At 72.3% G+C, this 12207-nt stretch carries 11 protein-coding genes; 2 read left to right on the top strand and 9 right to left on the bottom strand.

What is annotated here, in order from left to right; all coding sequences use genetic code 11:
- The first annotated feature begins 133 nt into the window (after positions 1-133).
- Entirely contained in the window at positions 134-541 is a 408-nt protein-coding gene (locus tag G3T14_RS12940) for a helix-turn-helix transcriptional regulator (RefSeq protein ID WP_163642959.1), read from the top strand.
- A gap of 107 nt (positions 542-648) precedes the next feature.
- Here the strand turns inward: G3T14_RS12940 and G3T14_RS12935 are convergent, their stop codons facing one another.
- The 4 genes from G3T14_RS12935 to cbiE are packed head-to-tail and all read right to left on the bottom strand — an operon-like array spanning position 649 to position 4389.
- A complete protein-coding gene (locus G3T14_RS12935; protein WP_163642958.1) occupies positions 649-1962 on the bottom strand; it encodes a cobyrinate a,c-diamide synthase in 1314 nt (437 codons plus the stop codon).
- Positions 1959-2741 carry a precorrin-4 C(11)-methyltransferase gene (cobM, locus tag G3T14_RS12930; protein WP_163642957.1) on the bottom strand — a complete coding sequence of 261 codons (783 nt, stop codon included), beginning with the start codon at positions 2739-2741 and terminating at the stop codon, positions 1959-1961. The genes G3T14_RS12935 and cobM overlap by 4 nt, the downstream gene beginning before the upstream one ends.
- Complete coding sequence (locus tag G3T14_RS12925; protein WP_163642956.1) at positions 2738-3169, bottom strand: cobalamin biosynthesis protein; 432 nt, start codon at positions 3167-3169, stop codon at positions 2738-2740. The genes cobM and G3T14_RS12925 overlap by 4 nt, the downstream gene beginning before the upstream one ends.
- Complete coding sequence (gene cbiE / locus G3T14_RS12920; RefSeq protein WP_163642955.1) at positions 3148-4389, bottom strand: precorrin-6y C5,15-methyltransferase (decarboxylating) subunit CbiE; 1242 nt, start codon at positions 4387-4389, stop codon at positions 3148-3150. Before cbiE ends, G3T14_RS12925 begins: the two co-directional genes overlap by 22 nt.
- Between cbiE and G3T14_RS12915 the strand changes: the two genes are divergently transcribed.
- Positions 4373-5116: a cobalt-precorrin-6A reductase gene (locus tag G3T14_RS12915; RefSeq protein ID WP_246733314.1), complete on the top strand. Its 744-nt coding sequence runs from the start codon at positions 4373-4375 to the stop codon at positions 5114-5116. The genes cbiE and G3T14_RS12915 overlap by 17 nt on opposite strands.
- Positions 5117-5283: 167 nt before the next feature.
- Here the strand turns inward: G3T14_RS12915 and cobJ are convergent, their stop codons facing one another.
- From cobJ to cobN, 5 genes are read right to left on the bottom strand one after another with little or no spacing between them, the layout of a single operon-like run.
- Positions 5284-6045 (bottom strand): precorrin-3B C(17)-methyltransferase, encoded by a 762-nt coding sequence (gene cobJ, locus G3T14_RS12910; RefSeq protein ID WP_163642954.1) that lies wholly within the window; start codon positions 6043-6045, stop codon positions 5284-5286.
- Positions 6042-6836 (bottom strand): precorrin-2 C(20)-methyltransferase, encoded by a 795-nt coding sequence (locus G3T14_RS12905; protein ID WP_163642953.1) that lies wholly within the window; start codon positions 6834-6836, stop codon positions 6042-6044. Before G3T14_RS12905 ends, cobJ begins: the two co-directional genes overlap by 4 nt.
- Positions 6836-7468, bottom strand: coding sequence for a precorrin-8X methylmutase (locus G3T14_RS12900; RefSeq protein WP_163642952.1), 633 nt, complete (start codon positions 7466-7468; stop codon positions 6836-6838). The genes G3T14_RS12905 and G3T14_RS12900 overlap by 1 nt, the downstream gene beginning before the upstream one ends.
- Positions 7465-8748 (bottom strand): precorrin-3B synthase, encoded by a 1284-nt coding sequence (cobG, locus tag G3T14_RS12895; RefSeq protein ID WP_163642951.1) that lies wholly within the window; start codon positions 8746-8748, stop codon positions 7465-7467. The genes G3T14_RS12900 and cobG overlap by 4 nt, the downstream gene beginning before the upstream one ends.
- On the bottom strand, positions 8745-12206 hold the full coding sequence (gene cobN, locus G3T14_RS12890) for a cobaltochelatase subunit CobN (RefSeq protein ID WP_163642950.1): 3462 nt from the start codon (positions 12204-12206) through the stop codon (positions 8745-8747). The genes cobG and cobN overlap by 4 nt, the downstream gene beginning before the upstream one ends.
- Position 12207 lies beyond the last annotated feature (1 nt).

Below are 12207 nucleotides of genomic sequence, written 5' to 3'. Positions count from 1 at the left end.
GGATTGGCGTCGGTCGAGCTTTTTCAGCTTTTCCACCCGTCGCTATGACTTTGTACGATAGCGAACGTTTCGAAGCGCCCCGGTGGCTGGTCCGGGCAGGGGCGCGACTCTTCGATAAGGACTGGATCGAGACATGATGCCCAAGCAAACCACCGACGTTGACCGCCTCGTCGGGTTGCGGATCACGGCTTTGCGCAAAGCGCGCGGCCTGAGCCAGACCGCCCTCGGCACTGCCGTCGGCGTGACCTTTCAGCAGGTCCAGAAATACGAGAAGGGCCAGAACCGCGTCGGCGCCGGCCGGCTGCGCGAGATCTCCCGACTTCTCGAAGTCCCGGTCTCCGCCTTTTTCGAGGACGACGACGCCGGCGGCACCCAGTCCGATGTGTTCGGCTTCCTGAGTGCGCAGGGCGCCATCGAGTTGCTCCGGGCCTACGCGCTCATCGAGGACGACCAGTTGCGGCGTGACGTCCTGGCCATCGTCCGCACCGCGGCCAAGATGGGCAAGCACGCCGAGCCGGCTGTGGCCGTCGTCGCGGAATAGCCCTCCGGCTCCGGCCCTGAGCCGTGTCCGCCGAGGTGGACCGGCATCGGGGTGGCGAGGAGACGCGTATTTTGGCGTGCGCCGGGCCCACCCGCCGCTCAGACGCTCTACCCGATCAGATGGAAGAAGCTTCCGGTCACACGGCCCCGGCGATGACCGGCGAGCCCTTGGGGCACGCCCTCCGCATCGGTGACGCGGGCGAGTGCCGTCGCGTCGTCGGGGGCCGGCGTACGCTCGCTCGCATAGTGGAATTCGTGCCCGACGAGGCGTGCGCCGGCGGCCCCGAGGGCGCCGTCCGCCAGTAGCGTCGCCACCCGGTAGCCGAGATGCAGGCGGCGGGTCTTGTACGAGGTCGCCACCGGCAGAAGGCCAGCCATGGCGTGGGTGGTTCCGGCGGCATCCTCGAGGCTGTCCCCGAGCACCATGTAGCCGCCGCACTCTCCGTGGATCGGCTTTTCCGCGCCGAAGGCCCGTAGCCCGTCGAGAAAGCGTCGGGCGGTCCCGATGCGATCGGCGTGCAATTCGGGATAGCCCCCGGGCAGCCAGCAGGCATCGCAATCGGCGGGGGGCGCCTCGTCGGCGAGCGGCGAGAACGCCACGAGTTCGGCGCCCTGGGCGCGCCAGCCCGCTTCCATATGCGGATACAGGAACGAGAACGCCGCGTCGGAGGCCACTGCGATGCGCTGCCCGGGCGGCCGGGGCAGGGCGCTCGGACCCGCCACCGGGGATCGGCCGCCCGCCGCGGCAAGGATCGCGTCGAGGTCGAGCCCCGCCTCGGCCAGATCGGCCAGCCGGTCGAGCCGCGCGTCGAGGTCGTTTGTCTCGCGCGCCTGGACGAGGCCGAGATGGCGCTCGGGCAGGACCAGGGTGGTATCCCGCATCAGCGCGCCGAAGACCGGCAACCCGACCTGGGCCAAGCCCGCTTCCACCAGGCGGCGATGGCGCGGGCTCGCGACCTTGTTGAGCACCACGCCCGCGATGCGGATGCGGGCATCGTAGAGCTTGCACCCCAGCGCCACGGCGGCGGCCGATTGCGCTGCGCCGGAGACGTCCAGGACGAGGAGTATGGGCCAATCGTAACGGGCGGCGATATCGGCATTGGCCCCCGTGCGGCCGGCGCCGGCGACGATGCCGTCGAACAGGCCCATGGAGCCCTCGGCCACGACGAGGTCGGCGCCCTCCGCCGCCAATGCGGCCACGGAATCGAGCATCGCCTCGGGCATCGCGAAACTGTCGAGGTTGAAGCTCGGATACCCCGTCGCCGCCTGATGGAAGGCCGGATCGATGTAGTCCGGCCCGCATTTGGCGCCGCGGACCGCGATCCCGCGCCGGGCGAGCGCGCGCATCAGGGCCAGAGTGACGGTGGTCTTGCCGGAACTCGATCTCGGCGCCGCCACGAGGAGGCCGCGGGCGGGCGTCATGTCCGGTCTCCGGCGATCGTGTTGGCATTGGGGCGGAAGCGCCGATCGTAATCGGGCGAATACAGCGCGCTCTCGCGAAAATCCCGCGGCGCCAGGGCCGGGCCGACCAGGATCAGCGCCGTGCGCTCCAGGGCGGCCGCCTCGACGCTGGCGCGGATCGTCGCCAACGTCCCGGTCAGGACCTGCTCGTCGGGCCAAGTGGCCCGGAACACCACGGCGGCCGGGCAGGTCGCCCCGTAGAACGGGGTGAGTTCGTCGACCACGGTGCCGATCACGTGGATCGAGAGGTGCAGCGCCAGGGTCGCGCCGGTGGCGGCGAAAGCCGCGAGGGTCTCGCGCTCCGGCATGGCGCTCGCCCGGCCCGAGGTCCGGGTGAGGATGACGGATTGGGCCAGCCCCGGCACGGTCAGTTCGCGCCCGAGCACGGCCGCGGCGGCGGCGAAGGCGGGCACCCCCGGCGTCACCGTGTAGGAAATACCGGCCTGTTCGAGGCGGCGGGTCTGTTCGGCGAGCGCGCTCCAGATCGACAGATCGCCCGAATGCAGGCGCGCCACGTCCTGGCCGGCGGCCTGTGCGGCGGCGCATTCGGCCACGATGGCGTCGAGGTCGAGGGGAGCGGTATCGACGATGCGCGCACCCGGCGGACACCAGCCCAGGATCTCGGGCGCAACCAGGGAGCCGGCATGCAGGCAGACGGGGCAGCGGGCGATGAGATCGCGGCCGCGCACGGTGATGAGGTCGGCGGCACCGGGGCCGGCACCGATGAAATGGACGGTCATGTCGCCTGAGTGACGGATTGTGGGCCGAGCGCAAGGGCGCATGTCGCCCCGCCACTCGCGATTCGCGGAAGGAGCAGGGTCGCCTGCGGCCCCGCCACCGCCAGCGCCGCGGCCTCCGCCACGGAACCGATCCCGCGGCTCGCCGCGATCCGCCCCGAGCGGGTCACCACGAGATCGTCGACCGCGATCAGCGCATCGGACGGTACCGCGACCAGCGGCACCGCGAAAACCGCCGCGACGGCGCGGATCGCCGGTTCCTCGGCCCGGTCGGCGGCGGTGGCGAGGCGACCGAGCCGGCCGGGATCGAGGCCGCACGCCGCGAGCGCCTGATGAATCAGCCCGACGATCTCGTCCGTGGGCGTGGCGTGACGGAAGCCGAGGCCGGCGACGCAGTCTCGCGCCATCGTCACGGCTTGACCCAGGCCCATTGCGTCACCGGCATCGCGGTGCGCCAGCCGTGGAGGTGCCCGACCGGGTCGGCGCGGGCCACCGAAAGCCGTTTGAGGCTGCCGCCATGCCGGGCGAAAGCGGCGAGCAGGACGGCTTCGCCCTCCAGGGTCACCACGTTCGAGACCAGCCGGCCACCGGGGCGCAACGCTCCCATCGCTCGGACGAGCAGGCCCGGCACCGAGATGCCGCCGCCGATGAAGAGCGCGTCCGGCGGCGCCAATCCGTCGAGGGATGCCGGGGCCGGCCCCTCGACCACCCTGAGGTCGGGAACGCCGAGGCGGCTCGCGTTGCGGGCGATGCGCGCGGCGCGGTCCGGGTTCGCCTCCACCGCGATGGCGCCCATGCTAGGGTGGCGCAGCATCCATTCGATGGAGATCGAGCCGGCCCCGGCGCCGATATCCCACAAAAGCTGCCCGGCGCGAGGGCGCAGGGCCGCCAACGTCACCGCGCGGATGTCCGACTTGGTGAGCTGGCCATCATTTTCGAACCACGCATCGTCGAGGCCCGGCGCCAGCGTCACCACCTGCGCGTCGGGGGCCGCCATGACGACGATGGCCAGGGTGTTGAGCGGATCGATATCGGCGATGTCGAATCCGTCGGCCGGACAGCTGCGCCGCCGCTCGCGCGGGCCGCCCATGGCCTCCAGCACGGTGAGGTCCGAGGCGCCGAAGCCGCGCGCGCGCATCAGTGCGGCGACGGTGTACGGCGTGGTCTCGTCCCAGCTCAGCACGAGCAGACGGGCGCCGGGTTGGAGATGCGGTACGATGCGGGTCAGTGCGCGGCCGTGCAGGGTCAGGCATGCGGTCTCGGCGAGCGGCCAGCCGAGGCGGGCGGAGGCGAGGCTGAAGGCGGAGGGTTGCGAAAACACCCGCATTTCGGCCGCCGGGACCAGCCGGGCGATCTCGGCGCCGATGCCGTAATGGAACGGGTCGCCGGTGGCGAGGATGCAGGTCGGCAGACCGCGCCGCGCGAGGATGTCGGGATAGGCGTTTGCGATCGGGCTCGGCCAGGATCGCGTCTCGGCGGCGAGCGGGGCGGCCAATGCGAGGTGGCGTCGTCCGCCATAGACCAGGGTCGCCGTGTCGAGGGCGTTCTGCGCCGCCGGGCTCAAGCCGGCTCGCCCATCCTCGCCGATCCCGACGAGAGTCAGCCACGGCGTGCTCGACAGGGGATCATCGCTCATGGACAAGGCGCTCATGCGTATCCTGATCCTCGGCGGCACCGGAGAGGCGAGCGCCCTGGTGCGGGGCCTGCCCCCCGGCCTCGACGCCACGCTTTCGCTCGCTGGCCGGACCTCGGCGCCGAAGGCCGAGCCGGTGCCGACCCGCAGCGGCGGCTTCGGCGGTGCGGAGGGTCTCGGCGCCTGGATCGTCGAGCATCGCATCGGGTGCGTGATCGACGCGACCCATCCGTTCGCCGCCCGGATCAGCGCCAACGCGGCGCAGGCCTGCGCGGCCACCGGCACGACGCTGCTCGCCATCCGCCGTCCGGCCTGGGACCCGGTGCCGGGCGATCGCTGGATCGACGCCGCCGACATGGCCGCCGCCGTGCTGGCCCTGGGCGATACGCCGCGCCGCATCTTCCTCACCGTGGGCCGCCTCGAAGTCGGGGCCTTCGCGGTGGCGCCGCAGCACGATTACGTGGTGCGGGCCATCGAGCCGATCGGCGACGCTCTGCCGGTGCCGCGCCTCACCACCATCGCGGCGCGCGGGCCCTTCGACGTCCAGGCCGAGACGGCCTTCCTGGCCGAGCGCGGCATCGCGGTGCTGGTCAGCAAGAATTCCGGCGGGGCCGCGACCTACGGCAAGATCGCGGCGGCGCGGGCGCTCGCCCTGCCGGTGGTGATGGTGCGCCGGCCGGCCAAGCCCGCCGTGGCGAGCGTGGCGGACGCGGCGGGGGCGCTGGACTGGCTGAAGGCTTTGTAGCTCGTCCGCGGTCCCTCCCCCCTCCGCGGGGGAGGGTGGGCTTCGCGTCGGCGAAGGTCGGGAGAGGGGAGCGCCGCTCTCTCCGAAGAGACCTGAGCCGGCCCCTCTCCCGCCCGCTCCGCGGGCACCCTCCCCGGCGGAGGGGGGAGGGGTCTGGGCTCTCCCCGTCACGCCGGCGACACGCTGCGCGGTGTGTAGACGTAGGGCTGGTCACCGGGCCCGCGTGTGATCAGGCGGGTGGCGGAGGCGCCGATGATCACCATCGTGGCCATGTCCGCCGTGGTCTCCCGCGCCCGATCGAGGGTGAGGATGCGGATCGCTTCGTCGGGCCGCGACACCGCGCGGGCGAAGATGACCGGGGTGTCGCCCGACCGGAACTCAGCGGCGAGCCCCAGGGCCTTGCCGAGCTGCCACGGCCGCGCGGACGAGATCGGGTTGTACAGGCTGATCACGAAATCGGCCCGTAGAACCGCCTCCAGCCGAGCCAGGATGACGTCCCAGGGCTTCAGGTTGTCCGACAGCGACATCGCGCAGAAATCGCCGCCGAGCGGCGCGCCGAGCTTGGCGGCGGCGGCCAGCATCGCGGTGATACCGGGCTCGACCGTGATGGTGAGCCGCGCCCAAGCCGGATCGCCGGCTTCCACCGCCTCGAACACCGCAGCCGCCATGGCGAACACGCCCGGATCGCCACCCGACACCACCGCCACCCGGCGTCCGGAGGCGGCGAGTTCCAGCGCGTGGCGGGCGCGGTCGACCTCGACCCGATTGTCGGAGGCGTGCCGGGTCAGGCCCGCGCGCTCGGGCACGCGGGCGACGTACGGGATGTACCCGATCAGGTCCTGCGCCGCGGCCAGGGCTTCGGAGGCGGCTTGCGTGAGCAGGCGCGGATCGCCGGGACCGAGCCCGATGATCGTGACGCACCCGGTCACGGCCGGCGGCCTTCGCCCGGCAGCAGCACCATCGAGAAGTACGGCGCCACGTCGTCAAGTTTTTCGTCGAGCGCGATCACCCGCTCGCCGGCCATGGTGCCGCGCTCGACATAGACCGCGCGGGCCAGCACGCCGACCTCGGCCAAGGCCGCGCGGACCTTGGGCAGGTGGCGCCCGAGTTTCATGATGACCGCGGCGTCGGTGATCCGCAGGCGCTCGACGAGGGCCGCATGCGGCAGCGTCGCCGGAAGCACGGTGAGCACATCGTCGCCCCACGTAATCGGGGTGCCGGCCCGCGTCCAGCAGCCGGACATGCCGGTGACGCCGGGGACCACCTCCACGGGGAAACGGTCTTTCAACCGCCGCCACAGGTGCATGAACGAGCCGTAGAAGAACGGATCGCCCTCCGACAGGATCGCCACGTCGCGCCCAGCGCCGAGATGGTCGGCGAGCCGGCCCGCCGCGTCGTCGTAGAAGCTCGCCAGCGCGGAGACGTAATCCGGATGATCGGGATGCAGCTCTGTGGTGTAGGGATAGACCAGCGGGTGCTCGCGCGCCGGCTCCGGGCTCAGCACCGCATCCGCGATGGTGCGGGCATTGCCGCGCCGGCCCTTCTTGCAGAAATGCACCAGCACCGGGGCCGCGGCCAGCACCTTCATGGCGCGGACCGTGAGGTAGTCCGGCTCACCTGGCCCCATGCCGACGCCGAACAGCGTGCCGGTGGTCACGGTGCGCGGCAGCTCGATCCGTTCCGCCGGATCGGCGGGGCTCAGGCGCTCGCCGGCCTCCATCACTCGATCTCCTGCGCGAGCGCGTTGACGGCGGCGGCCGTCATGGCGCTGCCGCCGCGCCGGCCATGGACGACGATGAAGGGCACGCGCCCATCGCGCGCCAGCGCCTCCTTCGACTCGGCCGCGCCGACGAAGCCTACCGGAATGCCGATGACGGCCGCTGGCGGCGCGATGCCCTCGTCGAGCAATTCGAGCAGGCGGAACAGCGATGTCGGCGCATTGCCCACCGCCACGACGCTGCCGGGAAGGTGCTCGCGCCACAATTCCATCGCGGCCGCCGAGCGGGTGGTGCCCATGGCGGCGGCCATGTCGGCCACGCGCGGATCGCTGAGCGTACAGATCACCCGGTTGTCGGAGGGCAGGCGCGCGCGGGTGACGCCGTCGGCGACCATGCGGACGTCGCACAGGATCGGCGCGCCGGCCTTCAACGCCGCTTCGCCGCTGGCGGCGAAATCGTCGGAGGCTTCCACGTCCCCGGGCAGATCGGTCATGCCACAGGCATGGATCATGCGGACGACCACACGCTCGGCGGTGCCGTGGAACCGGCCGAGGTCGGCCTCGGCGCGAATCATCGCGAAGGAGCGGGCGTAGATCGCCTGCCCGTCGCGCAGATAGTCCAGGCGCGAACTCATGCGGGCGAACTCATCGTGTCGGTGGTCCTGAAGGCCTGGGCGAGGGCGGCTGCCGAATCCGCACTCCTTACGCGGTCCAGCGCGGCCTCGAAAGTGAGTCGCATCGCCGGCAATGCATCGGGGCGGCCGTCGAGGACGATGTCGTAGTGGCCGTGATGGCCGACGAGGGTGAGGGCGGCGGCGCCCGGATGGGCGCAGCCCTTGGCGCAGCCGGAGACATGTGCGGTCAGGCCGGCAGCGATCAGCGGACCTAAGGCCTCGGCCAACCGGGCTGCGTCGCCGAGGGTCGGCGTCGTGCCGGAGGCACAGGCCGGTGCGCCGGGGCAGGCGGCCACGCCGCCGCGCGGATCGTCGGCGGCATGGACGAACCCTTGGGCTCCGAGCGCGTCCCAGGCACGCCGTGCGCCCTCGCTGTCCGTCCCCACGAGGACGAAGCCGCGGGTCGGGCTGAGGCGCAGGTCGGGTGCGCCGATGGCGTCGCTCCAGGCGGCGAGGCTGTCGAGCCCATCGGCGCTGCAGCGTCCGAAAGCCGTATCGACGGCGAGGACCAGACGATCGCCGCCAAAATCATGCAGTCCCGGCTCCAGCGCCGGTGCTGGGAGCGGTGGCGGTATCGCTGTGCTGTCCGCTCCGAGCCGGGACAGGGTGTCGGCATCGAGATCCCGCATGCGCCGGGCCCCGCTCGCCGCCAGTGCGTGCAGACTTTCGGTGAGATGGCGCAAAACCTGGGCCGTGGGAACGGCCGCGAACCAGACCGGTCCGTCCGGCGTCGCGAGCGCCCACGCGATCCGGTCGGGGTCGACGAGGCGGAGCATCACGTCGGCCTCCGCGCCGGCCAGCCCGAACCGACTGCCATCCTCGAGGGTCACCAGGGTCTTGGCCGGTAGGCCAGCGACCGCGCGTCCGGCCGCCTCGACGGCTTCGGCCAGAATCGCGATGGCGGGCCCGGCCAACGGTGCGGTGAGGGTCAGGCGTTGCACGCTGCCGTCATCGCGCACATCGCCCAGGCCCACCGCTTCCAGGCTCGCGGCGAGCGGACCCTGCGTCTCCGGCGTGACGCCGCGGATCTGGAGGTTGGCCCGTGCGGTGACGTCGATATGCCCGTTGCCGAAATGGCGCGCGCCCTGCGCCACCGCGCGCGCCTGCAAGCCGGTGAGCCGCCCGAGCGGCGGATGGACCCGGACCAGCAGACCGTCGCCGGTGGGCATCGGCCGCAGCAGGCTCGGGCACCAGCCACGCCGGTTGGGAGCATCGGGGAGGACGCGGCGGTCGGCGCTCATTCGGCGGCCTCCGGCATCAATTCGTCGGCGGCCATCGCGTTGCGACGGGTGGTCCACAGGCCGCGTCGCCGCGCCTCGTCGAAGCGCTCGAGGATGGCGCGGGCGGCCTCAGGGTTGGCGGCGCGCAGGGTCTCGAAGGTGTCGAGATCGGCGATCATCGCACCGTAGAGCCGGTCGAGATCGGCATCCGAGACCGCATCCGTGGTGGCGGCGAGCACGAACACCGCGTCGATGCCCTGCGCCAATTCCTGCGCGCCGCGATAGCCGTGGCGCAACTGCGCCGCGATCCAGCGCGGATGGCTCAGCTTTCCCCGGATGAGCCGGGCGGTGTCCTCGCGGGCGGTGCGGGCCTTCGGGGCCTCGGGCGTTGCCACGTCGAGGCTGTAGAGGGTCGGGCTGGCGCCGGTGAGCGCGGCGGCGGCGGAAAATCCGCCCATGGCATCCACGGCGGCATCGCCGTCCAGGAGGTCGCGCTCGGCGACGTCGAAGGCGTGGACATAGGCGTCGGCTTGCGCGACCCGGGCGGCAAAGCCCACATCGGCCGTATCCTCCGCGCCGCCATAGGCGTGCGACGTGGCGTCCAGATAGGCGCGGCCGAGGTCGGCGCGCCCATCCCACACCCCATCGAGGGCGAGGCCGCCGGCTCCGGCGCCGTAGCGGCCCGGCGCCGCGCCGTAGACGCGGGCGGCGGCCTCGCCCCGGCGACGGGCGGCGGCCAGGGGATTCTCGGAATCCTCCTCGTCGCGGGCGGCGACCGCGGCGGCGGCGCGGGCGAGCAGCGACAGGGTGTCCGGAAAGGTATCGCGAAACGCGCCGGAGACCCGCACCGTCACGTCGATGCGCGGCCGGTCGAGGAGGGCGAGCGGCAGCACCTCGAAGCCGGTGACGCGGGTCGAGGCGTGGTCCCAGACCGGGCGCACGCCCATCAGGTTGAGGGCATGCGCGACGTCTTCGCCGCCGGTGCGCAGAGTCGGCGAGGCCCACAGATCCATGACGATGCGGGCCGGATACTCGCCCTCGTCCTGGAGGTAGCGGCGCACCACCGCGTCGGCCGCCTTGGCGCCGAGGATGGTGGCGGCGCGGGTCGGCAGACTGCGCGGATCGAGGGTCGTCAGGTTCCGGCCCGTGGGCATCACGTCCGTGCGTCCGCGCGACGGCGAGCCGGCCGGGCCCGGCACCACGAAGCGGCCATCGAGGGCGGCGAGCAGCCCCGCGCCCTCGGCCGCGGCACAGGCCGCCACGCCCGGCGCGGCCCCGGCGGCGGCCCGTCCGAAGACGTGGAGCCCGTCGCGGGTGGTCACCTCGCCGAGATCGCACAGGTGCGCGTCGAGGGCCGCCAGCGCGTCGGGCATCGCCGTGCCGGTATCGATGCCGGCCGATGCCAGCAGCCCGGCGGATGCGGCCTCGTCGAGGATCGTCCGGGCGATGAGGGCGGCCCGGCGCGGATCGAGCACGCTCGCCGCCGAGTATTCCTCGACGAGTTCGCGCAGGTGCGCGGCTTCGGGGTCGAGCCCCGAACTTTCGGTCTGCGGCGTGAGATGGCCGAGCGCCACGCCGCCGAGCCGGCGCTTCAGGGGCGCTGCCTCACCGGGATCGTCGACGATGAACGGGTAGATCACCGGCAGTGGACCGATGGCACGGGCCGGCCAGCAATCCGGCGACAGGGCCACGGCCTTGCCGGGCAGCCACTCGGTGGTGCCGTGGGTGCCGAGATGGATCAGGGCATCGAAGTGGGTCCGCAGTCCGAGATGGAAGGCGAGATAGGCATGCGTCGGGACCGCATCGGGATCGTGGTAGCCGGCCTTGCGGTCGGCGGCGCGGCCGCGGTCGGGCTGCAGGAACAGGGCGATGCGGCCCTCGATGCTACTCCGCCCCCTACCATCGTCTTCGGACAGGTCACGCCCCTCTCCCGAATGGGAGAGCGAGCCCGGCGCGGGCCCGCGTGCAAGGTCCCCCGCAGGGGCGTCCGGACACACCATCGCAAAACGGAAGGCGCCGTCGATGCAGAGTGGGTCGGCCTCGGGCGCACCCCAGCTCGCGCTCAGATCGGTCCGTTCGTCCGCCGCCAGGGTGGCGAACCAAGCCCGATAGGCGTCGAGGGACACGGAAAAACTGCGCGATCCCTGCGTGAGCGCACGCATGAGCGCATCCGCTTCCGGCAGCGCGTCCGTCGCATAACCGGCCTCGGCGAGATCCGACAGGATGGCGCGCGCGCTCTCGGGCGTATCGAGGCCGACGGCGAAGCCCGCCCGGCCGCCACGGGCCGGATAATCCGAGAGCACCAGTGCGAGGCGGCGGTCCGCCCGCGGCAGGCGCGCCAGCCGGACCCAGGCGGTGGCCCGGTCGGCGAGGGCGGAAATCCCTGCGGTGAAGGGCCGGGCCCGGCGTTCGCTGAAACCGTCGATCTCCGGGCCGTCCTCCTTGAACGAGATCGGAAACCCGGAAAGCCGCCCGTCGAATTCCGGCAGGGCGACCTGCATGGCGAGATCCGCCGCGCCCATGCCGCGCGCCGAAGCGCCCCAGGCAGCCTGTGCAGCACCGATGGTGAAGGCCTGGATTACCGGGCAATCGGCGGCATCCAGAACGAAGCCCGCATCCTCGCGTGCCGAAAACGCGGTGGCGGCGATGACGATGGCGGGCTTCTGCGCCGCGATGGTCTCACGGAGGGTTCCGAGGGCCTCCGGATCCTTGAGGCTCGACACGGCGACCGCCACCACCTGAAGACCCCGCGCCTGCAATGCGTCGGCGAGCGCGGCGATGGGCGCGGCATCGCCCGACAGGATCGCCGAGCGGTAGACGACGAGGAGGGCCAGCGGTGCCTTTGTGACCCGAGACTGCAACGGCCGTCCGGCGGCAAGCGCCCGCTCCCGGTCGACCGGACCGCAGCCGGGGCAGCAGACGAAACCGCGCGGCAGGGCCTGCGGCGCCTCGACCTCCCCCGCAAAGCCGATCTCGGCGGCGAGCCGCCCGAGCATCCGCCGCAGATTGTCGGTGCCGGCGGCCCGGAAATAGGCGTCGAGAACGCCGGCGAGAGCGGGTGCCGTGGAGAAGGTGTCGAGGCGGGGGTCGGGCCTGTCGTCGCCGGGCAGGACCACGAGCTTGACGCCGTTGGCGCGTACGGCGACAGCGGCCCGCTCGATGCCGTAGCGCCAATAATCGAGGCCGCCGAGGCAGCGGATCACGACGATCTTCGACCGCGCGATCACCGCCTCGACGTAGAGGTCCACCGACATCGGATGGCGCAGCTTGGCGAGCTTGGCGAGGCGCAGGGTCGGGGCGCGGTGCGGGCCGTCCCCGTTCGGGAGAGGGGTCGGAAACGCGGCCGCAAAGGCGCCGGCGACCCCGAACAGATCGGAATCGGTGAAGGACAGAAACACGATGTCGCCCGGCGCCTGACCGAGATCGATCGCGGCTTCGCCCTCGTCGAGGGAAACCGTATCGATGCGGATCAGGTGCATG

Source organism: Methylobacterium sp. BTF04 (assembly GCF_010692745.1).
GTDB lineage: Bacteria > Pseudomonadota > Alphaproteobacteria > Rhizobiales > Beijerinckiaceae > Methylobacterium.
The sequence above is the reverse complement of the archived record's forward strand: the minus strand, read 5'-3'. Positions and strand labels throughout refer to the sequence as shown.

Coding starts and splice junctions, on each gene's coding strand:
- G3T14_RS12940 (WP_163642959.1), top strand. CDS start 134: ATGATGCCCAAGCAAACCACCGACGTTGACCGCCTCGTCGGGTTGCGG.
- G3T14_RS12935 (WP_163642958.1), bottom strand. CDS start 1,962: ATGACGCCCGCCCGCGGCCTCCTCGTGGCGGCGCCGAGATCGAGTTCC.
- cobM (WP_163642957.1), bottom strand. CDS start 2,741: ATGACCGTCCATTTCATCGGTGCCGGCCCCGGTGCCGCCGACCTCATC.
- G3T14_RS12925 (WP_163642956.1), bottom strand. CDS start 3,169: ATGGGCCTGGGTCAAGCCGTGACGATGGCGCGAGACTGCGTCGCCGGC.
- G3T14_RS12915 (WP_246733314.1), top strand. CDS start 4,373: ATGGACAAGGCGCTCATGCGTATCCTGATCCTCGGCGGCACCGGAGAG.
- cbiE (WP_163642955.1), bottom strand. CDS start 4,389: ATGAGCGCCTTGTCCATGAGCGATGATCCCCTGTCGAGCACGCCGTGG.
- G3T14_RS12905 (WP_163642953.1), bottom strand. CDS start 6,836: ATGGAGGCCGGCGAGCGCCTGAGCCCCGCCGATCCGGCGGAACGGATC.
- G3T14_RS12900 (WP_163642952.1), bottom strand. CDS start 7,468: ATGAGTTCGCGCCTGGACTATCTGCGCGACGGGCAGGCGATCTACGCC.
- cobG (WP_163642951.1), bottom strand. CDS start 8,748: ATGAGCGCCGACCGCCGCGTCCTCCCCGATGCTCCCAACCGGCGTGGC.
- cobN (WP_163642950.1), bottom strand. CDS start 12,206: ATGCACCTGATCCGCATCGATACGGTTTCCCTCGACGAGGGCGAAGCC.